This is a genomic window from Streptomyces sp. NPDC048185, assembly GCF_043202495.1.
GTDB lineage: Bacteria > Actinomycetota > Actinomycetes > Streptomycetales > Streptomycetaceae > Streptomyces.
Window position 1 is genome coordinate 137,960 of sequence record NZ_JBIDAN010000003.1, and the last position, 19,859, is coordinate 157,818.

18 protein-coding genes, 1 tRNA gene and 1 pseudogene are annotated in these 19,859 nt (G+C 75.6%); 15 read left to right on the forward strand and 5 right to left on the reverse strand.

Going from position 1 to position 19,859, the window contains the following annotated elements; translation table 11 throughout:
- From ACGF3H_RS11150 to ACGF3H_RS11165, 4 genes and pseudogenes are all read left to right on the forward strand, one after another.
- Positions 1–436: pseudogene (locus tag ACGF3H_RS11150) on the forward strand (hypothetical protein); the annotation flags it as partial.
- Positions 433–3,216 carry a hypothetical protein gene (locus ACGF3H_RS11155; protein WP_362485974.1) on the forward strand — a complete coding sequence of 928 codons (2,784 nt, stop codon included), beginning with the start codon at positions 433–435 and terminating at the stop codon, positions 3,214–3,216. The pseudogene ACGF3H_RS11150 and the gene ACGF3H_RS11155, both read left to right, overlap by 4 nt.
- The gene (locus ACGF3H_RS11160) at positions 3,213–5,315 is read left to right on the forward strand and encodes a hypothetical protein (RefSeq protein WP_362485976.1); all 2,103 of its coding nucleotides are present in this window, start codon (positions 3,213–3,215) and stop codon (positions 5,313–5,315) included. Before ACGF3H_RS11155 ends, ACGF3H_RS11160 begins: the two co-directional genes overlap by 4 nt.
- Entirely contained in the window at positions 5,312–7,315 is a 2,004-nt protein-coding gene (locus tag ACGF3H_RS11165) for a hypothetical protein (protein ID WP_362485978.1), read from the forward strand. Before ACGF3H_RS11160 ends, ACGF3H_RS11165 begins: the two co-directional genes overlap by 4 nt.
- 3 nt (positions 7,316–7,318) lie before the next feature.
- Here ACGF3H_RS11165 and ACGF3H_RS11170 read toward each other — a convergent pair whose 3' ends face one another.
- From ACGF3H_RS11170 to ACGF3H_RS11185, 4 genes are all read right to left on the reverse strand, one after another.
- On the reverse strand, positions 7,319–9,220 hold the full coding sequence (locus tag ACGF3H_RS11170; protein WP_362485979.1) for a copper resistance protein CopC: 1,902 nt from the start codon (positions 9,218–9,220) through the stop codon (positions 7,319–7,321).
- 345 nt (positions 9,221–9,565) lie between these two features.
- The gene (locus ACGF3H_RS11175; RefSeq protein WP_362485980.1) at positions 9,566–10,045 is read right to left on the reverse strand and encodes a cupin domain-containing protein; all 480 of its coding nucleotides are present in this window, start codon (positions 10,043–10,045) and stop codon (positions 9,566–9,568) included.
- Positions 10,046–10,050: 5 nt separating this feature from the next.
- Positions 10,051–10,662, reverse strand: coding sequence for a GNAT family N-acetyltransferase (locus ACGF3H_RS11180; protein WP_362485983.1), 612 nt, complete (start codon positions 10,660–10,662; stop codon positions 10,051–10,053).
- Complete coding sequence (locus tag ACGF3H_RS11185) at positions 10,655–12,724, reverse strand: penicillin acylase family protein (RefSeq protein ID WP_362485985.1); 2,070 nt, start codon at positions 12,722–12,724, stop codon at positions 10,655–10,657. The genes ACGF3H_RS11180 and ACGF3H_RS11185 overlap by 8 nt, the downstream gene beginning before the upstream one ends.
- Positions 12,725–12,806: 82 nt before the next feature.
- On the opposite strand from ACGF3H_RS11185, the gene ACGF3H_RS11190 reads away from it, so the two are divergent.
- The 7 genes from ACGF3H_RS11190 (at position 12,807) to ACGF3H_RS11220 (ending at position 17,201) form a co-directional block, all read left to right on the forward strand.
- Positions 12,807–13,529, forward strand: a complete 723-nt coding sequence (locus tag ACGF3H_RS11190; RefSeq protein ID WP_362485987.1) for a siderophore-interacting protein — start codon at positions 12,807–12,809, stop codon at positions 13,527–13,529.
- A 24-nt stretch (positions 13,530–13,553) separates the two neighbouring features.
- Positions 13,554–14,147, forward strand: coding sequence for an HhH-GPD-type base excision DNA repair protein (locus tag ACGF3H_RS11195; RefSeq protein ID WP_362485989.1), 594 nt, complete (start codon positions 13,554–13,556; stop codon positions 14,145–14,147).
- Between the two features lie 484 nt (positions 14,148–14,631).
- Positions 14,632–15,297: an HdeD family acid-resistance protein gene (locus ACGF3H_RS11200; protein WP_362485991.1), complete on the forward strand. Its 666-nt coding sequence runs from the start codon at positions 14,632–14,634 to the stop codon at positions 15,295–15,297.
- Between the two features lie 95 nt (positions 15,298–15,392).
- A complete protein-coding gene (locus ACGF3H_RS11205) occupies positions 15,393–15,764 on the forward strand; it encodes a hypothetical protein (RefSeq protein WP_362485993.1) in 372 nt (123 codons plus the stop codon).
- A 60-nt stretch (positions 15,765–15,824) separates the two neighbouring features.
- A complete protein-coding gene (locus ACGF3H_RS11210; RefSeq protein WP_362485995.1) occupies positions 15,825–15,974 on the forward strand; it encodes a hypothetical protein in 150 nt (49 codons plus the stop codon).
- A 156-nt stretch (positions 15,975–16,130) separates the two neighbouring features.
- Entirely contained in the window at positions 16,131–16,427 is a 297-nt protein-coding gene (locus ACGF3H_RS11215; RefSeq protein ID WP_003999914.1) for a type II toxin-antitoxin system VapB family antitoxin, read from the forward strand.
- 159 nt (positions 16,428–16,586) lie between these two features.
- Positions 16,587–17,201, forward strand: coding sequence for a LytR C-terminal domain-containing protein (locus tag ACGF3H_RS11220; RefSeq protein WP_362486635.1), 615 nt, complete (start codon positions 16,587–16,589; stop codon positions 17,199–17,201).
- Between the two features lie 27 nt (positions 17,202–17,228).
- Here the strand turns inward: ACGF3H_RS11220 and upp are convergent, their stop codons facing one another.
- Positions 17,229–17,864 carry a uracil phosphoribosyltransferase gene (upp, locus tag ACGF3H_RS11225; RefSeq protein ID WP_362485996.1) on the reverse strand — a complete coding sequence of 212 codons (636 nt, stop codon included), beginning with the start codon at positions 17,862–17,864 and terminating at the stop codon, positions 17,229–17,231.
- Between the two features lie 139 nt (positions 17,865–18,003).
- On the opposite strand from upp, the gene ACGF3H_RS11230 reads away from it, so the two are divergent.
- From ACGF3H_RS11230 to ACGF3H_RS11245, 4 genes are all read left to right on the forward strand, one after another.
- Entirely contained in the window at positions 18,004–18,240 is a 237-nt protein-coding gene (locus tag ACGF3H_RS11230) for a hypothetical protein (RefSeq protein ID WP_362485998.1), read from the forward strand.
- A gap of 318 nt (positions 18,241–18,558) precedes the next feature.
- Positions 18,559–19,089, forward strand: coding sequence for a hypothetical protein (locus ACGF3H_RS11235; RefSeq protein WP_362486000.1), 531 nt, complete (start codon positions 18,559–18,561; stop codon positions 19,087–19,089).
- A 95-nt stretch (positions 19,090–19,184) separates the two neighbouring features.
- A complete protein-coding gene (tadA, locus tag ACGF3H_RS11240) occupies positions 19,185–19,619 on the forward strand; it encodes a tRNA adenosine(34) deaminase TadA (RefSeq protein ID WP_362486637.1) in 435 nt (144 codons plus the stop codon).
- A gap of 67 nt (positions 19,620–19,686) precedes the next feature.
- A tRNA-Ser gene (locus ACGF3H_RS11245) sits at positions 19,687–19,771 on the forward strand.
- The last annotated feature ends 88 nt before the right edge of the window (positions 19,772–19,859 follow it).

The following is a 19,859-nucleotide window of genomic DNA, read 5'->3' on the forward strand; positions in this document are numbered from 1 at the left end:
CGGGGCCCGGCGTGCCCCCGCCGACGACGACCGCGACCCGGACACCCGCCGCACGCCCGCCGACGACTACGCCACCCAGCCGCGTCGCGCACCCGCCGACGACTACGACACCCAGCCCCGCCGGACACCCGTGGACGACTACGACACCGGGGCCCGGCGTGCCCCCGCCGACGACGACCGCGACCCGGACACCCGCCGCACGCCCGCCGACGACTACGCCACCCAGCCGCGTCGCGCACCCGCGGACGAGTACGGCACCGGACGCCGGTCCGCCGGGGGCCCCGCTGAAGGGGACGGCTGGGGCGGGGGGCGGCGTGGGGGCGACGAACGCCTCGCCGCCGACGAGGAGGCCGAGCGCCCCCGGGCGCCGTGGGACGCGCCCGCCGACGCCGACGACCGTGACCCCCGCAACCCCTGGGACGGTGACGCGCAGTGAGCACGCCCGAGGAGTTCGACACCGTCGTCCACCTGGACCTGCGCACCGGCGCCGCGGAGCTCGACACCCCGCCGGCCCTGCGCGCCAGGGTCGCCCGGCAGTTGGGGCAGGCCGGTCTGCCGGAGCCCGACGACCCGCTGTTCCTGGTCGTCGACACACCGGCCGGGCTCACCGACCACCAGCCGCAGTACGAGCTGCTCACCGGGTACCGGGCGGTGGGCGAGGTCAGGATCCTGGTCCTCCTGGTGGGCAGCGCGCCGGGCTCGTACGCGGGTGAGGACGAGGCCTTCCAGCCCGACCGCCGGCTGGTGCGGCCCGCGGTGCTGCGGGCCTCGGGCTGCGCCCTCCTGTGGGCCGGCGACCTGCGCTCGGCCCGGACGGCACTGGAACAGCCCGCGCCCGACGACCCGGACGCGCTGGCGGTCCTGGTGGACGTGCTGTCGGTCCCGGACGTCTACCTGACCGTCCTCGACCGCCTGGAGGCGCTGCCGGACGCCGTCGCCGCGCCCGGCGTCCGGCTGCTGGAGCAGGACCTGCCGCCGGAGGTGCGCGACCGGGCCTGGCGGGACGCGCTCGCGCGGTTCGCGGGCGAGGACACCGAACTGGCGCCGGACGTACTGGCGACCGTCTCCTCGGGAGCCGATCTGCCGGAGCCCCTGCGAGGCCTGGTGACCGGCCGGGGCGCCCGCGATCAACCTCACCGCGACCCCGGCGGGGTGGCGGACGACGCGTATGTCGCGTGCGCGGACTCCATCGACCGGGCCGAGGAGGCGCTGGCCGGCCTGGGGTCGCTGCCCGGGCTGCTGCGGCCCTCCCGCCGGGAGGTGTTCGAGGCGGACCTGGACCAGGCGCGCCACGACCTCGAGTCCTACCGGGAGCTGGTGGGTGCCGCGCTGCGCGGCGGTGGCGCGACGGCGTCCACCGCCGAGGCGGCCTCCCGGCTCGCGGCCCTCGGGTTGCGGGTACCGTCGGCGGAGGGCACGGGCGAGCGGATCGGCGAGGGACTGAGGGAGTTCGCCGGGAAGCTGCTGGGCCAGGGCCTCACCCTCCGATCGGTGGCCCAGCGCTTCACGGGTCTCGCAGGCCGGGTGGAGCCCGTACCGGGTACGGCACTGCTGCCGAAACTCGCCGCCTGCCCGACCGGTGACGCGGATCCGGCCGGTGACCGGGACGGGACGCGGGGGCACGGGGGCGGAGCCGGGGTCGCCGGTCCGTCGGCGGCGGCCGCGGCGGGCCTGCTCGGTGCGCTGTGGCAGGGACCGCTGCTCGCCCTGGCGGTCGTCGTCCCGCTGCTGTTCGTCGGCATGGCGGTGCTCGGCACGGCCCGGCTGCGGGAGACCGGGCGTACCGGCCGCTGGGCCGTGGCCCCCCGGGTCGCGGCCTTCGCCGGCGCCGCCACCGGGGCGGCACTGGCGTACGCGGCCGGGCCCCCGCTCTGGGTGGGCACCGCGGGCCTGCTGGTGGCCCTCGGTGCGGCGGCCGAGACAGTGCGCCGGCTCTGGCGCGCGGCGGCCGGTTCGTGGGCGCCGGGCCACGCCACCGCCGCGCTCCGTCGCGCCCTGGACGCACTCGACGCGCTGCTCGCCGAGGCGGTCCGTGAGCACTGGGCCGTGGAGGAGCGCCTGTACTGCGCGGACGCGGCCCGTTCCGTCGCCGGCATGCTGCGGGCCACGGCCGCCGCCGCGGAGGCCGAGGCGGTGCCCGAGGCGGAACGGCCGGCGTCCGTCGGCACGTCGGACGCGGGGGAGTTCGCCGAGGACGACTGGCTGTCCAGCACCTCGGTCCTGGAGACGGACGCCTTCGCCGGGGACGACGACACCGACTGGGCGAGCGCGTACGCCCGGCCCGAGGGGCAGCCCTCGTGGGACGAGCCCGCCGGGGAGCCGCCGGGGGGTGCGGTGTGGCAGGACCGCACCGCGAGCGCGCCGCGCTGGCTGGAGCGGGAGAACGGCGAGGGCGGCCCGGAGCTGGTCGCCACGCTGGCCGCCGACCTGACGGACGCCGCCCTGGTGGCGATGGGCCCGTACTGGGGTGCCGTGGAGCGCGGCCAGGCCGGCGCGCTCGCCCTGCGCCGCACGGAGGAACGGGTGCGCGAGCTGCTGTCGGCCGCCCGGCGGCACCTGCGGCACAACGGGGTGCTGGCGCCGCCTCCGTTCGCCGCCGCCCACCGGGTCCGCGCCACCTCGGCGAGCCTGCTCGGCACGGACCCGCGGGGCCTGGCCGAACTCGTCGGCACCGAGGCGGACCGGCAGGCGGTGGTGCAGCTCTCCTCACCCGAGCAGGGCACGCTGCTCAGCCGCGACCCGGCCGCCGCGGTGTGGATCAGGTTCGCCCCGCAGGCGGTACGGGACGAGGTCGAGAAGGCCTGGGAGTCCAGTGGGGCGACACCGCCGGGAGCCGTGCGGTGGACGTCCTCGGGCCGCTACGCCGGCCTGCTGCGGCTCACGCCGCTGCGCATGGGCGTGGTGGACACCGTCCGTCCCCGGCAGAGCCCGGACCCGGGCAGGGACACGGACCTGTACGGGCGGCCCGACCCGTACGGCGGCGCACGCAACCCGTACGACCGGGGCGCCTCGTACGACCGGGCCGCTTCCCACGACGACACGGACCCGTACGAGCGCGCGGAGGGCCGCCACCAGGCCTACGACCGGACGGACACGTACGACGGGACGGACACGTACGACCGCGCCGCACCGTACGACTCGTACGACCCGGCAGACCCGGCAGATCCGGCAGACCCGGCCGGTCCGTACGAGCGAGGGGACGGCGATCTCCGGTGACCAGCACCACCCACCGGCACACGGCGGGGCCGGGCGGGCCGCGGGCGGCCACGCTCGCGTTCACCACGCCCTCGGGGCGGCGCCGTGTCGCCCCCGTCCGCCTGGGGCCCGAGTCCCGCCGCGACCCCCTGCTGCCCCAACTGGTCCGCAACGGCCTGCTCGACGACGACGGACGGCAGTGCGTCCAGGTGCGCCTGGCCGGGCCCGACGCCGCCAACCCGGGCGCGCGCGAGCTGCTGGACACGGAGGCGGGCACGGCCCTGTCCCTGCACCGGACGCTCGACGACACCGAGTACGCGGGCCTCTTCCCCCGGATCATCGGCTACGACCTGGACGCGGCGGAGCCGTTCCTGCTGTACGCGGCACCGCGCGGCATCGCCACCGCCCGCACCCATGTGATGTCCGCGACCGACCAGCGGGGTCTGACCAGGGACCTGCTGCTGGCCCTGTTCGTCCTGGACCGCCAGGGCCTGGTGCCGTGCGGTGTCTCGCCCGCCACCGTGCTGTGGGACGGCGCCTGCGCCCAGGTCTGGGGACTGGAGGGGGTGGCCCGCGCCGGACGGCCGAGGCGGCCCTGGGGCCGGTCGCCCTACTGCTCGCCGGAACAGCGCAGGGGCGAGGGGCTGACCGACTCGCGGGACGCGGTGTGGAGCGCGGCCCAGGTGATCTACCAGCTCGTGACCGGCAGGCCCGGCCACGCCGACCGGGCGCCCGCCGACCTCGACGAGCACCGGATGCTGGCGCAGACGCTGCGCGACGCGTTCGCCCCGCGTGCGGCCGACCGGCCGACGCCGGCCGAACTGCTCGACCTGCTCGCACCCGGCGCCGCCCGCCGCGCCGCGCTCGCCGTTCCCGGTGCCGACCCGCGCCCCCTTCAGGAGGACGCCTTCGAGCAGACCCTGCGGCTCAAGCGCCAGGCACCGGCCGCCCCTACGGAGCCCGAATCGGCGGCGGCCGGCAACGGTGACGGCGGGGTGCTCTGCCCGTACTGCCTGGAGACCATCCGGCTCGACCTGTCGGCGCTGTACGTCACCGACAGCAGGATGCAGTACCAGCCACTGGACCCGAAGACTCTCGGCAACTCCCTGCGCCGGCAGGACGTCATGCGCGGTGCCGTCCAGAAGTGCACGGCCGACCCGGGCTTCCCCGAGCACTTCATCCCGGTGCCCTACCTCACCTACGGGCGTCCGCTGACCGTCGCGATGGTCGGCCAGTCCTCCACCGGCAAGAGCCATCTGCTGACCCAGATGATCGCGGCGATCGCCGACGGCGGGCTGGAGCCGTTCGGCCTCAAGTGGCAGTCCGTCAACCCGGAGCAGCACGCCCGCTTCGTACGGGAGTGGGTGCAGCCCCTGCGCAACGGCCGGGTGCTGGACCACACCGCGGGCGTCGGTCTGGACGGCTTCGCCCGGTTCGTGGAGTCCCTGCTGATCACCGACACCCACGGGCGGGTACGGCCGGTCGCCTTCTTCGACCTCGGCGGTGAGGACCTCGTACGGACCGACTCGGCGCTGCGGTTCCTGCTCGGCATCGACGCGCTGGTCTTCGTGGTCGACCCGGCGCTGGCCCTGCCGCTGCCGCACCTCGACCACGCCAGGGAGCGCCTGGGCGTGGAGGTGAACCGGGACGGAGACCTCGCCTTCGGCACCGTGCTGGACCGCCTGCCGAAGAACGGCCCCTACCTGGACGTGGCGGCCGCGATGGTGCTCGGCAAGGCGGACCTGCTCAGGTTCCAGCCGCCCGTCGACCGGTGGCTCGACCGGCCGCCGGCCACCTCCCTGGACCCGGCGCTGATGCGGGAGGAGAGCAGGGACGTGCACCGGCTGCTGCACCGGCACGCCGGCCAGGCGTGGCTGCGCCCCTTCGACGCGATCCGCCGCTGCACCCTGCACGTCGCCTCCGCCACCGGCGGCCAGGAGGACCGGGGCCGCTATCCGGCGGGCGCCGGACCCAGGCGGGTGCTGGAGCCCCTGCTGTCGCTGCTGGCGATGCACGGGCTGATCGACGTGCCGGGCGGCGCCGACACGTTCGCCCTGGGTCAGACACCCGCGTACGAGGCGATGCCGGTGGAGGACGTCCGAGGAGGAGAGCGCAAGTGAGCGACGTGCACAGCGGAAACCAGGGCCGGGGGGAGACGCCCGTTCCGCGCGGGGCGGCCGCGCCTGGAGGCGGCGCCGACTCGGTGCGGCAGGTCGTCTTCCGGTGGGACGGCAACCACGGGCGCCAGGGCACCGGCATGAACGCGGTCGCCCGTTCGTGCCCGGCCGAGCGCGCCGAGGAAGTGGGGCGGGAGCTGGGCCCGTTGCTGTGGGTCTCCGGTGCCGCCGCCTCGCGGCCGAGCACCGTGCGCGCCCTGTCCCTCGACGGGGACGTGATGCTGGTCCGCCGCTGGCCCACCACCGACCGGGGCGGCCGGCCCAGCACGGTCAGCCACGTGCTGGTCGGCCGGCCGGGCACCCTGAAGACCCGGCAGTGCCTCGCTCTCGCGTACGTCGGCTGGGGCACCCAGGACTCCGCGCAGACGGCGTCCGGCCGGTTGCAGGACGTCGAGTGCGCGGACCTCGACCGGGTGGCGCGCAAGCGGCTGCCGGAGATGCTGGAGCGTCTGCCGGCGGTCCGGGACACGCTGACCGTGGTCACCGCGGAGTGGCTCCGCGATCCCGCCCGGCGGGTGTCGCTGCTAACCGAGTCCGGGGAACGGCGGCCCGGTGGCGCCGGCCACCCGGAGCGGGACGAGGCCGCGCTGGTCTACCTGGGGCTGTTCCTGATCTTCGGGCCCTGGCTGGGGAGGGAATGGACGTTCGCGACCTACGACGCGGTGGACTCCCACCCCCTGCGGCTGATGTCCGTCCCGCGCTGGGAGCCGGACCCCGGTGGTCCCGGACCGCTGGCCCGGGTGACCGGCCGCCCGGTGCCCGAACCGGGTTTCGAGCACCGGGCAGCGGAGCGGCTGGTGGAGCACGTCCTGGCGCATCGGGACGCGCCGGCGGGAGTGCCGCAGTTGGTCGACGCGTTCGCCGACGGGGCGACGTGGGACTGGGCGCGGCGGAGCGAACGGCTCCGGGAGATCCTCGGGCCCGACCGGACCGGCCCGCGCCGCCAGGCCCCACCGCCCCCGAGCCACCCGGACCTTCCGGACCCGGCCCCGGCCGCACCGGCACCGGCTCCCGTTCCGGTTCAGACTCAGGCTCAGGCTCAGGCTTCGACGCCGCTCGTGACGCCGGCCCCGGCTCCTGCTCCTGCTCCTGAGGCCGGCCTCGAGCGCCATGCGGAACCGGTCGCCCCCGCCCCGTACGCCGGCCCCCCGTACACGGACCCGCGCCTCGCGCCGACTCCGGCGCGCAGCCCGTACCCGGGCCCGGACCCGCATCACGCTCCGCACGACGACGCCCTGCGCGGGGAGCTGCGCGACGCGCCATCCAAGGATCCCGTCCGCCGCGAGGTCCTTCATACACAACTGCGCGCGTCGTCCGACGAGTTCCTGCTGGACGAGCTGGGCGCCGACGACCTGCCGCCGGAGTCCGTGGACCTCCTGCTCGACGAGCTGGGCAGCCCGCACCGCATGCGGACCCGGCAGGACGCGACCCGGCACGCGCTGTGCGAACTGGTGCTCCGCAAGAACCTGTACTGGACGCCGTACGTGCAGTCCGGGGGCCCGGTGTCGAGAACGGCGATGGCGGACCGCGCGGCCGACCTCTTCACGTGGGCCGTCGCCCCGCTGGCCCACGACGAGCGTTATCTGTCCGACCTGCGGGAACTGTTGCACCGCATGCTCCGGGACCCCAGCCCTCAGGCGGGCAACTGGCTGCACAAGGCGATCGTCGCGCCCGCGGACGGCCGGGCCCCCGAACTGCCGCCCGTGCTGTGGCAGCAGATCGTGGGCGACGCGCTGAGACGGAACGGCGGGCCGGCCGCCGTGCCCGCTCAGGCGGCCGCGACGGCGTCGGCGCCGGCCTCCCGGGCGGCCTCCGCGCCCGCACCGGAGCGGACCGGGCTCACGGCCCGGCTCACGGAGCAGCTGAACAACCCCGGCTGCGTGGTGGGATTCGGTGTCGGGCTGATCGTCGTCCTCATCGCCATGGTTCTGCTCTTCGCCTGACCGTCACCGCTCGATCCGTATCCGCCGCACCTCGCTCACCTGGTCGATCTCCGACACGCGGACCGCCGTCCGCATCGTCCAGGTGCCCGGCAGGGGCAGGGTCAGGGAGTTGGCGCTCCAGTAGCCGCCCCGGTCGACGAGCGCCGCGTCGATCGGGCCGACGCCGCGGTCCGGGAGGGTGAAGGAGAGGCGCAGTTCGGGAACGGCGGCCAGGCTGCCGTCGGGGCCGAAGACGACGGCCTGCACCGCGTTGTCGCCGGTACGGCCGGGGTCCAGGGTGATCTGGACGGTGCCCCTGCCCGAGCTCCCGGCATCGAAGGGGATCGTGGTCACGGACGCGGGCAGCACCCCGCCCGCCGGTGCGGAGCGTGCGGCCTCGGTCGCCGCCCGGCCCGGCGAGGTGCTGGTGAGGAGGGTCGTCAGGACGAGAACGACGGCCGCGACCACGGCTTCCGCCAGGACGGAGCGGCGCAGGCCCCGGCGGTGGGTGGTGACCTCGTCGGCGTCGGCGGTGGCCTCGCCGACGCGGGCGGTCACCCTGTCGGAGGGAACGGCCCCCCTGTCGGAGCGAACGGTCACCGTGTCGGCGCGGGCGGTCGCCCCGTCGGCGTCCTCCTCCTCGGCCGGCGGCACGTCGGCCGGTGTCGGTGTCGGTGTCGGGGGCGGCAGGGGTGAGGCGGGCGGCGGTGAGGCTCCCACGGGTACGAGGGCCTCCGGCGCACGCCTCCGTTTCCCCTCCGTTGCGGGAGCCCGCCCCGCCGCCAGGGCGCCCGTCCACCGGCGCGACACCGCCGCCGCCGCGAGCAGCACGCACACCCCGGCCAGCTTGGCGAGCAGCAGCCGTCCGTACGTCGTCCCGGTGAGTGCCGGCCAGGAGCCGAGGCCGCGCCAGGACTGGTAGGTGCCGGTGACGGCCAGGACGATCACGCAGGCGAGGGCGACGCGGGAGAAGCGGGCGACCGCGGCGGAGTCCGGCGTTCCGCGCAGCGTGGTGAGCAGGGCGACGAGGCCGCCGAGCCAGACGGCCGTGGCCAGCAGGTGGAGCACCGACGACGCCACCGCCAGGGGCACCTGGGGACCCGTGACGGCGTGCTCGGCGGCGGCCCAGGTCAGGGCCAGTCCGACGGCCAGGGCCGTGCCCGTCGCCGTGGTGAGGGGGCCGCGCTCACGGCGACGGGACGCTCGGGCGAGGAAGAGCGCCGTCGGCACGAGCAGCGCCAGCCGGGCCAGCAGCAGCGCGCCGGGACGGCTGGCCAGGGTGTCGCCGAGGGCGGAGGCGTCCAGGGCCGCCGCGGGGCCGGTCCCCGCCTCGTAGGGGGCGCGCAGCAGCAGCAGCGCCACGGTGGCCGTCAGCAGCGTCCACCAGCCCGCCACCAGAGGTCGGCGCAGCGGGGCGGGGTCCGGTGGGCGGCACAGGGCGGTGAAGGCGGCCGTGCCGATCATCAGGGCGGCGGCCAGGTAGGCGAGGTAGCGGGCGGTCCTGTGGAGGACGGCGGTGAGCGGGTCCTCGGTGGGGCCGGCGGCGACCGCGCCGGTCGTCGTCGAGGGCTTGCCGACGGAGAAGGTGAACGCGCCGGAGACGGGGTGGCCGTCGGCCGACACGACCCGCCAGGCCACCGTGTAGGTGCCTCCGCCGAGCGTGTCCGGCAGGGCGACGCGGACCGTGTCGGAGCGGCCGTCCGCGTGCCCGGCGTCCTCGGTGCGCAGGCGGTGCCCACCGGGGTCGAGGACGCGGAAGGAGTCGTCGCGCAGGCCCACGGACTCGGTGAAGGTCAGGGTGACGGCGCGGGGGGCCCGCTGGAGGACGGTGCCGTCGCCGGGGTCGGTGGAGCGCAGGGCGGCGTGGGCGGAGGCCGGTCCCGCGCCGCCGAGGACGAGCAGGACCAGCACGGCCGCGAGCAGCACCAGCCCCCGCGCCCGCCGTCGTCCCCGCGGATTCCGGGGATCCGGAGGTGTACCGCTACCCGTACCGCCACGCCTCACGTCACATCTCCGTCGCCGGGGCCCGCCGCTTCGGGGGTGTGTACGGACGCGGACGCCGTCGCGCTCACCGTGGCGCCGGACAGGTCCTCACCACGTCGGGCGGGCCGTCACCCGCCGTCCACGACCAGGGCGTGGCCGTGAAGGACGCCGGCCGCGCGGCCGGGAACACGCACGCGGCGCATCCACGTCCCCCGGGCGCCCCGATCGTCCGGTGGGCGCCGCCCCACGAGCCGTCTCCAGGGCCACCGAACGGGCGGGCGAGGAGGGTCATGGCCTGGACAGTTCCCCGATCCGCGCGGCCTCGGCCGGGTAGCGCGCCGTGAGGGCGGCCGCGTCGCCGTGCTCGTAGTCCGCGTAGGTGAATCCGGGGGCCATCGTGCAGCCGAACAGCGTCCACGCGCCGCCCGCCGCGACCCGGCCGCCCATCCAGGTGCGGGCGGGGACGGTGAACTGCACGTGCTGGCCGCCGAGGACGTCCGGGCCCAGCACGGCCGTACGCGTGCCGCCGTCCGGGGCGAGGAGCAGCAGCTCCAGCGGATCGCCGAGGTAGAAGTGCCAGACCTCGTCGGTGGGCAGGCGGTGCAGGGCGGAGAAGTCGCCCGGGCGGGCGGTCAGCAGGACCACGACGGCGGTCCCGGCGGGGCGTCCGTCGGGGCGGGGCGGACCGGCCCAGGTGCGCCGGAACAGGCCGCCCTCACGCGGGATCGGCTCCAGCCCGTAGTGCGCGACGAGGTCCTCAGGGGTCACCGGGGTCACCCCGGGAAGGCTACCTCCCGGCGCAGGAAGGCGAGTTGCGCCTCCTTCTCGGGCAGGTACACGTCGGGCAGGTCGACCTCCGGCAGCACGACCCGTGGTCCGGTGGTGAAGCCCTGCTTGAGGAAGCGGGCGACGGCCTTGTCGTTGCGCACGTCCGGGTCGACCACGATCCGCCTGCGGTCCAGTCCCAGCAGGACGTAGGCGACGAGGGCGCCCGACAGCGCAGCGGTCCAGCCGGGCCGCGCGCCGTCCTCCGACGCGGCGGGGGCGAGCAGCAGGTGGACGCCGACGTCGCCGGGTTCGACGTCGTAGCACTCGCTCACCCGGTCGGCCTCGGGTTCGTAGGTCTGGAACAGCGCGACGGGCTCACCGTCCTTGACCACCAGGAAGGCGTGGTGGGTGTCGAGGCCGGCCATGTGGGCGTAGACGCCGGTGACCTGATCCCGCGTGAGGCCGTTCATGCCCCAGAAGACGGCACGCTCCTCGCTCACCCAGCGGTGGATCACCCCGGCGTCCGCGGTGGGGTCGAGGGGCAGGATCCGGACGGTGCCGAAACCGTCGAGCGTCTGCTCGTGGACGGGGGTGCGGGAGAGGTACGGGTCAGACATCGGTCTCCTTCACGAGCCGGTCGAAGTCGGTGATCACGGGGGCGAGTTCTCCGGCGAGCCACAGGGGCTGCTGGTCGTCGTGGTGGGGGGAGCCGGGGACGCCCGAGGCGCCGTGAGGGACCACCCAGCGACTGTCCTGGCGGTCGGCCAGGTCCCAGACGTACCGGGCGGCGGGGCCGCGTGCGGCGCGGTCGGTGAGGCCGGGGACGGCGGAGGTGCACAGCACGCAGTCGTGGTCGCCGGACAGGCCGGGTTCCTCCCGGGAGGCGTCCGGCAGCGCCCGCCAGGGGGCGAGGCGGTGGGTGTCGCCCCAGGTGCCCGTGGGCTCCCGCGCGGCCACCTCCTCCAGGGCGGCGCGGACGGCCCCGGCGCGGTCGATGCCGTACAGGTCCTCGGCCCGCAGCAGGTGTTCGAGGGCGTAGGCGACGCGCGGCACGAGCGCCAGCCACGGCAGGAGCACCTCCGGGTACGCGGGCGGCACGGCGGCCGCGGCGAGGACCGGGTGTGCCGCGAGGTGCCGTACGACCGCGCCGCGCACGGCCGCGTAGGCCGCGGCGTCGGTGCTGCCGGCGTCCATGCGGCGGTCCCAGGCGAGGAGGCGGTCGCGCAGGGCGCCGGCCTCGGGCGTGAGGGCGTCGAGGGCCGCCAGGTGGCCGAGGAGCGGTGCGGCGGAGGCGAGGTGGGTGTCGGTGTGGATCGCGGGCATGCCGGCCGCCGACCAGCGGTCGCTGGCCGCGAGGAGTCCGGCGATGCGTTCGGCGCGGTGCGGCGGGGCGAACTCGACGCCGAGCGGGCCGGCCGGGCCGCGCTGGTTGGCCATCACGGCGACGCCGTCGGTGAGTCCGGCGCGGGGCGTCTCGTGCCAGCCCCGCCACTCGTGGCCGGGCTCCCAGGCGGGCACCGGGGCCAGGCCGTTGGCGGCGGCCCGTACCGGCACGCGGCCCGCGACCCGGTGCAGCAGCCCGCCCTCGGTGTCGGCGGCCTGCACGACGTTGACCGGTTCCGCCCACGCGTCCAGGGCCCGGTCCACGTCCGCGACCCGGCGGGCCCGCAGCAGCGGCAGCAGGGCGGAGAACCCCAGATCGGCGGTGACGCGGGGCGGGTGGCGCAGGCTCAGGGCGACCGGGGTGCCGTCGTCCAGGCCCTCGGGTCCGCCGGCGATCACCGGGCCCCGGGCGGTCTCGACGACCTCGACCTCGACGGTCTCCTCCCCCGCGACCCGGATCAGCTCGGTGTGGCGGGCCGCCCGGTGCCAGGCGCCGTCCGGGCCGAGGGCCTCGATCCCGGCGCCGGTGCGGCGCAGCCGTTCGCGGTACAGGTCCTGGTAGTCGGCCATGGCGTTGGTGATGGCCCAGGCGACCGTGCCGGTGTGGCCGAAGTGGGCGATGCCGGGGACGCCGGGCACGGCGAGGCCGACCACGTCGAACTCCGGGCAGGACAGGTGGATCTGCTGGTAGACACCGGGGTCCTCGATGTACCGGTGCGGATCGCCGGCGATGACCGCGTGCCCGGTCACGGTCCGCTCGCCGCTCACCAGCCAGCCGTTGCTGCCCGCGGTGCCGGGCCCGTCGGTGGCGAACAGGGCGACGGCGTCCGGGCCGAGGTGCCCGGCGATGTGCTCGCGCCAGAGCTTGGCGGGGAAGCCCGCGAAGAGGATGTGCGTGGCGAGCCACACGGCGAGCGGGGTCCAGGGCTCCCAGCGGCCGGGCGCGAGGCCCACGCGCGCGAACTCGGGGGCGGGCTCGTCCCGCTCGAGCGACTCGTTCACGCCGTCGACGTACGCCCGCACCCACGCGGCCGTCTCCGGGTCCCGTTCCTCCAGGGCCGCGAAGCAGCGGCGGGCGGTGTCGGTGAGCAGCGCCCGGCGGGCGAACCGGTCCCAGGACAGGGCCTCCGGACCGAGGAAGGACGCCGAGGTCCCCTGGGCGCGGTGCCGTTCGACCTCCAGCTGCCAGGCCCGGTCGCGGGCGGTCACGCGGCCCTGGGCACGGGCGAGTCCGTGCACGCTGTCCGCGCGCAGGTGCGGAATCCCCCAGGCGTCGCGGTATATCTCGGCGCTCACCCCTGTGCCCCTACTTTCCTTTAGGTTAGGCTCACCTAAGTCTTACGTCGTGGCGGAATCGTACGTGAAAGGTGAACGACCGATGGGGCAGGGGCGGGGCTGGGAGGGCGCGGTCCTCAGGCTGATGCGTGCGAAGGACTTCGAGTTCACCGTGACGGACGCCGAGGACGTCACGCCGGACTACCGCCGGCTGCGCCTGTCCGACGGCGGCCTCCTGGCGGCGGCCGGCGTTCACCCCACGATGTGGGTGCGGCTCTGGTTCGACAACGCGGGCAAGCCGCACCAGCGCGCGTACACGCTGGTCGACCCGGACCCGGCGACCGGCACCTTCGGCATGGAGTTCGCCCTGCACGAGGGGTGCGCCAGCGACTGGGCGCGGGCCGCGAAGCCCGGTGACACCATCGAGGCGACGGTCCAGGGCACCGGCTTCCAGCACCCCGACCCGGCGCCCTCGCGCCTCTTCGCCGTCGCCGACCCGGCGTCCCTCCCCGCCCTGAACTCGCTCCTCGGCGCACTGGGCACGGTCCCGGCGACCATCTGGTTCGAGGGCGAGACCGAGGGCCTGCCCCTGCGCACCGACCCGGCCCGGCACGAGATCCGCACGGTCCCGCGCCGCGACGGGGGCGCCCGGCTGGTCGCCGAGGTGAGGGAAGCGCTGCCCGGACTGCTCCGCGACACCACCGAGCCGTACGTGTGGATCGCCTGCGACACGGCGACGACCCGGTCCCTGGCCGCCCACGTGCGCAAGGACCTGGGCGTGCCCAAGCAGCGGGTGAACGCGCTGGGGTACTGGCGCGCGACCTGAGCCCGCACGCGCGATCATCGGGACATGGACGTCACTCTTCACCTCGCCCAGGACCCCGAGGCCGACGAACTCCTCGGCCGCAGTCCGCTCGCCGCGCTGGTCGGCATGCTGCTGGACCAGCAGGTCCCCATGGAGTGGGCGTTCAAGGGCCCGTCGACCATCGCCCGGCGCATGAACGCCGAGGACCTGGACGCCCACGACATCGCCGCGTACGACCCCGAGGGCTTCGCGGCCCTGCTGTCCGAGAAGCCCGCCGTGCACCGCTACCCCGGCTCCATGGCGGGCCGCATCCAGCAGCTGTGCCGGTACCTCGTCGAGACCTACGACGGTGACGCCGAGGCCGTGTGGCGGGGCGTCGGCACCGGCCGGGAACTGCTGAAGCGGCTCCAGGAGCTGCCGGGCTTCGGCAGGCAGAAGGCGCAGATCTTCCTGGCCCTGCTGGGCAAGCAGCTCGGCGTCCGCCCCGAGGGGTGGCGGGAGGCGGCGGGCGACTACGGCGAGCCCAAGTCCTTCCGCTCGGTCGCCGACATCACCGGCCCCGAGTCGCTGACCAAGGTCCGCGCGCACAAGCAGGAGATGAAGGCGGCGGCAAAGGCGGCGAAGGCCTCCGGCACGTAGCGGGGTTGCACGACCCGGCCCGGGGCCGCCCGCCGGCCCGGGGCGCGCTGCTCGGTCCTGGGCTCGCCGGCCTGGGGCCCGGCCCTCGGCCCGCGGGGCCGGTGCGATCCGCTCGACTCGGTCCTGGGTTCACGAGGCTGGTGCCAAGGCGCTCGGCTCGGCCCCGGTCGGCGGGAGCCGGGGCGTCGCGGCCCAGCCCTGGGCTCGCGAGGCTGGCGCCGGGCACAAGGCTCGGCCCTGGGCTCGCGAGGCTGGCGCCGGGCACAAGGCTCGGCCCTGGGCTCGCGAGGCTGGCGCCGGGCACAAGGCTCGGCCCTGCGATCGCGAGGCTGGCGCCGGGCACAAGGCTCGGCCCTGGGCCGCCGGGGTGGGTGTCGAGGCGCGTGGCTCGGGTTCGGGGGGCCGGGGGCTGCGTCGGTCGGCGGGTCAGTCCGGTGGACCGCTCCGGGTGGCGGGAACGCCGCGGCCGTTTCCAGCATGGACCATGACCGAGCCACCGAACAGCGCCCCCGGGGGCCCGCCGTACGACGACCGCGGGATTCACGCACGGCACGGCGGGACGCACAGGCACGAGCCCGAACCGCCCTTCGAAGGGCCCCTGCACGTCCTGTCCCGCACCGCCTGGCAGGCGGTCCTGGTCACCGGCATCGCCTCGCTGGTCCTCGGCGTGCTGGTCCTGGTCTGGCCCAGCGCCTCCCTGCGCGTCGCCGGTGTGCTGTTCGGCCTCTACCTCGTCATCAGCGGCGTCCTGCAGCTCGCGTCCGCCTTCGGCACCCACAGCAGGACCTCGCTGCGGGTCCTCGCGTTCATCAGCGGCGCCGTGTCGATCCTGCTGGGCCTGTTCTGCTTCCGCGGCCTGCTCCAGTCGGTCCTGCTGCTCGCGCTGTGGATCGGCATCGGCTGGCTGTTCCGCGGCGTCACCCAGACCGTGGCCGCCGCCCACGAACCGGCGATGCCCGCGCGCGGCTGGCACATCTTCCTCGGGATCGTCACGGTGCTCGCCGGCATCGTCCTGATCGACTCGCCCGTCGAGTCGGTCGCCGTCCTCACGGTGCTCGGCGGCTGGTGGCTCGTCGTCGTGGGCGTGGTCGAGATCGTCACGTCCCTGAGCATCCGGAGCCGGGCCCGCCGGGTCCCGCGCACCGTGTGAGCGGCGCCCGCCGCCGCCCCCGGCACGTAGGCCGAGCGGGCGGTTCCCGCCCGGGGCGTGCTGGACGGCGTGCGCCGGGCGGGAATCCCACCCGCGTGAGGCCCGCACCGCACCCCACCGCCACGGACCGCGCCGGACGCGCCGGACGCCGCGGCACCTGGGTGCGGGCCCTGGTCCTGCTGCTCGCCCTGCTCGTGCCGTGCGCCCACGCGCAGGCCGCGGCGGCACCGCCCCCGGTGGTCGCGGCCGAGAGCGGCGGAACCGGTGGCCCGGGCGGCACGGCCACCGAGTACGACCACCTCGACACCGCCCCGAGGGCACCGGCCCGGATCGCCCGGCGCCCGGCACCGCCCGGGTGGACGCCCCTGCCCGCCACCGCCGGGCACGCCCGCCCCGACGGGCACCCCGCACCACCCGCTCCGCCGCACGCACCGAGCGGCACGCGCTCCGTGGTCCTGCGCTGCTGACCGGACCGGCCGTACCGGTCCCCCAGCCCACCCACGGAACGCGCCATCAGGAGCACAGCCATGCTCAACGACCCCTACGCCGTCCTGCGCGCCCTCCTGCGCGCCGAAGCCGCCCGCCGCACCCCCGCCGGACCGGACGCCGGTCCCGAGGCCGGGCCTCAGGCCCCGCCCGAACGGCGGCCGGCCGCACGGGAAAAGAGGCGTGACTGACCGGGAAACCGGCTCACACCGCGCCCCGGTGGGACGTCCGCACGGCCGTCCCACCGGGGCCCCCTTCCCGTTTGCCCTCGTTTACGGCGTCTTTTCCGGCGCCGCGCTGCGCCGCCATGGCTGCGCCCGCGACGCCCGGGCCGGTAGGCTTTCCGTGTGATCTTCAAGCGCATCGGCAACGGCCGGCCGTACCCCGACCACGGCCGGGAGAGCACCCGGCAGTGGGCGGACGTCGCGCCGCGCCCGGTCCGCCTCGATCAACTCGTGACGACCAAGGGCCAACTCGACCTGGAAACCCTCCTCGCCGAGGACTCCACGTTCTACGGCGACCTCTTCGCGCACGTCGTGAAGTGGCAGGGCGACCTGTATCTGGAGGACGGCCTCCACCGCGCGGTCCGCGCGGCGCTGCAACAGCGTCAGGTGCTGCACGCGCGCGTCCTCGAACTCGACTGACCCGCACCGCGGCGAGGTCCGGACCGGCCTCCACGGCGCCGCGCGTTGACCCTTTCGGGTTGCATTGCACCGAACCTCGGAACACCTGCTGATCATCTAATAGGCATCGCCGCCCCGGCGCACTACGCTGCGCCCATGAGCATGCTGACTCCCCCTGGCATGGGCGGCCAGTACAAGATCACGGGGGACAAGTACCCACGGATGCGCCCGGCCCGGCGACACGGCAGGCTCGCGTTCGCCGGCGTCGCCTGCGTCACCGTCCTCGGCGTCCTCGGCTGGGGCACGCTGCAGCTCATCGACGTCTTCACGGGCGACGAGGCGTCGGCGGCCCAGGCGGCGGTCTGCCGGACCGCTCCGGCCCGCGCGAGCGCCTCGCCCGCCGCGGTGGCCGTACCGAAGCCGGCGCAGGTCACCGTCAACGTCCTGAACGCCACCACCCGCAAGGGCCTCGCGCAGCAGACCGCCGACGAGCTGAAGAAGCGCGGATTCCGCATCGGCGACGTGACCAACGCGCCCGCGGAGTACGACAAGAAGGTCACCGGCTCCGGCGTGCTGCTCGGGCCCGCCGCGGCCCTGAAGGGCTCGCTGCCCGTGCTCGGCACCCAGCTCCCGGCCGCCGAGCGCCGCACCGACGCGGCCCGCAAGGGCGCCACGGTGGACCTGATCATCGGCAACGGCTTCAAGGGGCTGGCACAGCGCGCGGACGCCGACGCGGCGCTGGCCCGGATGACCGCGCCGCAGCCGACGTCCGCAGCGGAGAAGAAGGGCTGCTGAGCAGCCGTACGGATGCGCCGCGAGCGGCTACTCGGCCGCTCCGTACATCCGGTCGCCCGCGTCGCCGAGGCCCGGCACGATGTAGCCCTGGTCGTTGAGGCGCTCGTCGACCGAGGCCGTCACGACCGTCACCGGGGTGCCGGCCAGCTCGCGCTCCATCACCTCGACGCCCTCGGGGGCCGCCAGCAGCACCACGGCCGTGACGTCGTCGGCGCCGCGCTTGATCAGCTCCTGGATGGCGGCGACCAGCGTGCCGCCGGTGGCCAGCATCGGGTCGAGGACGTACACCTGGCGCCCCGAGAGGTCGTCCGGCATGCGGGTGGCGTAGGTGGATGCCTGCAGCGTCTCCTCGTTGCGCACCATGCCGAGGAAGCCCACCTCGGCGGTCGGCAGCAGCCGGACCATGCCGTCGAGCATGCCGAGACCGGCGCGCAGGATGGGCACCACCAGCGGGCGCGGGTGGGAGAGCTTGACGCCGGTGGTCTGCGTGACCGGCGTTTGGATGTCGACCTGTTCGGTGCGCACGTCGCGCGTGGCCTCGTAGGCGAGAAGGGTGACCAGCTCGTCGGCGAGACGGCGGAAGGTCGCGGAGTCCGTGCGCTGGTCGCGCAGCGTGGTGAGCTTGTGGGCGACCAGGGGGTGGTCGACGACGTGGAGACGCATGTCCACCACAGTAACCGGGCCCTGTCGCACCGGCGTCCCCGCGGGCGGGCAGGCGCACGACGGGCGCCTCACCCGCCCACCGGAGTCAAACCGTCCGTCCGGGGGAAGGCGGGAGGGACGGACGCTGGGTGGTGAGACTGTGCCTGACCGGGACATTCATGACACGTCGTCCCCGAGCGAGGAGCCGGGGACGCGTCGGAGGACGGGAACGCAGCACAGGACGGGAGCGGAGGCGGAGTCCGAGCGCCGCCGGCGCCGGGCCCAGTTCCTGCGCGACCTCGCGGAGGCCCGGGAGCTGCGGGACCGCGTCCAGCCGCGCCGCGCCAAGGCCGCTCGGCTGCGCCACGCGATGCGCATGCGCACGTTCCGCTGGTAGCGCGGGGCGTCCCGGAGCCCGTCGGGGGAAGATCGCGCGCCGCGCCGACGGCACGGGAACGGGTGTGCACGGCCCCGGGGAAAACCCGCGTACGATCCGCGAGTGGCGGCAAGGACTGCGCCACCGGGTCCGGCGGGGACGCACACGCACGGATCCGCGATCGAAACAGCGGGACACAGGGCGGCGAAGACGTCCCCCCAGGGCCTTGTTTCTGCCACGATTTCGAGTGGGTGGGGCCCGGAGGACCACTTGCCCCGCCCACAACCTCCGCCGGGGGGACCCCCAACCGGCACGCCTACGACCAGTGGGAGAGTCACGGTGTACTTCACCGCACTGCTCGCGCGCACCGAAGACGGGTGGGAAGCGAGCGACACGGAGCTCGACGATGTGGAGACCCTGTCGGATCTGACCGACCTGGCCCGGGAAGCCTCTCCCGACGAGGACACGGTGCTCGTGCTGATCGAGCAGGAGGACGCGTGGTTCGGAGTCGTCCGCGTGGACGGCGAGGAGGATCCCCGCATCTACGTCTCGGACGCCGCCGCGGCCGCCCGCAGCAGCTACGGCGAGATCCTGCTCACCGACGAGCTGCTCGGCCGGGACCCCGGTGACGACGTCGCCGACCTCGACGCCCTCGACCTCGACGGCACGGAGGACGGTGAGCCCGACGACGAGGCCGACGACGACGCGGACGCCGGCGAGTCGTCCGTGCCGCACGGCCCGGTCGGTGACGCCGGGGTCCTCGACGACTTCGGCGTGAGCGAGAAGGAGTTGCGGTCGATGTCCGGGGACGCCGTCGGTGAGATCGCCGAGGCACTGGGCGCCTCCGAGGTACTGGAGACGGTCCGCTGACCGCACCGATCGACGAGGGCCCGGGGCGGGTGCCGCCGGGCCCGGACCACGACCCGGCCGGGCCGGACCCGGTGCGCGACCGCTGGCGGCCCGCGATGCGGCTGGCCCTGACCGAGGCCGGGCGGGCCGCCCGGCGCGGGGACGTCCCCGTCGGCGCCGTCGTACTGGCCCCGGACGGCAGCACCGTGCTGGCGGCCGGGCACAACGAACGCGAGGCCACCGGCGACCCGACGGCCCACGCCGAGGTGCTGGCGATCCGGCGGGCCGCCGCACGGCTCGGCGACCGGTGGCGGCTGACCGGCTGCACGCTCGTCGTCACCCTGGAGCCGTGCACGATGTGCGCGGGCGCGGTGGTGCAGTCGCGGGTGGACCGCGTCGTCTACGGCGCCCGCGACGACAAGGCGGGCGCGGCCGGCTCCCTGTGGGACGTCGTCCGCGACCGGCGGCTCAACCACCGGCCCGAGGTGATCGAGGGCGTGCTCGCCGAGGACTGCGCCCTGCTGCTCACCGACTTCTTCCGGGACCGCTGACACTCGCCGGTGGGGCCGCCGGATACCGATTTCGAACCATGCCGCACTGTGCTGTAAGGTCTCTCTCGGTAGCGTGTCCGAGCGGCCGAAGGAGCTCGCCTCGAAAGCGAGTGTGGCGCAAGTCACCGAGGGTTCAAATCCCTCCGCTACCGCAGCAGAAGGGCCCGGTCCTCAGGACCGGGCCCTTCGTCTTTTTCCGGGACGGCGGCTCGCCCCTTCCGGGGCGGCGCCGAGGCCGGT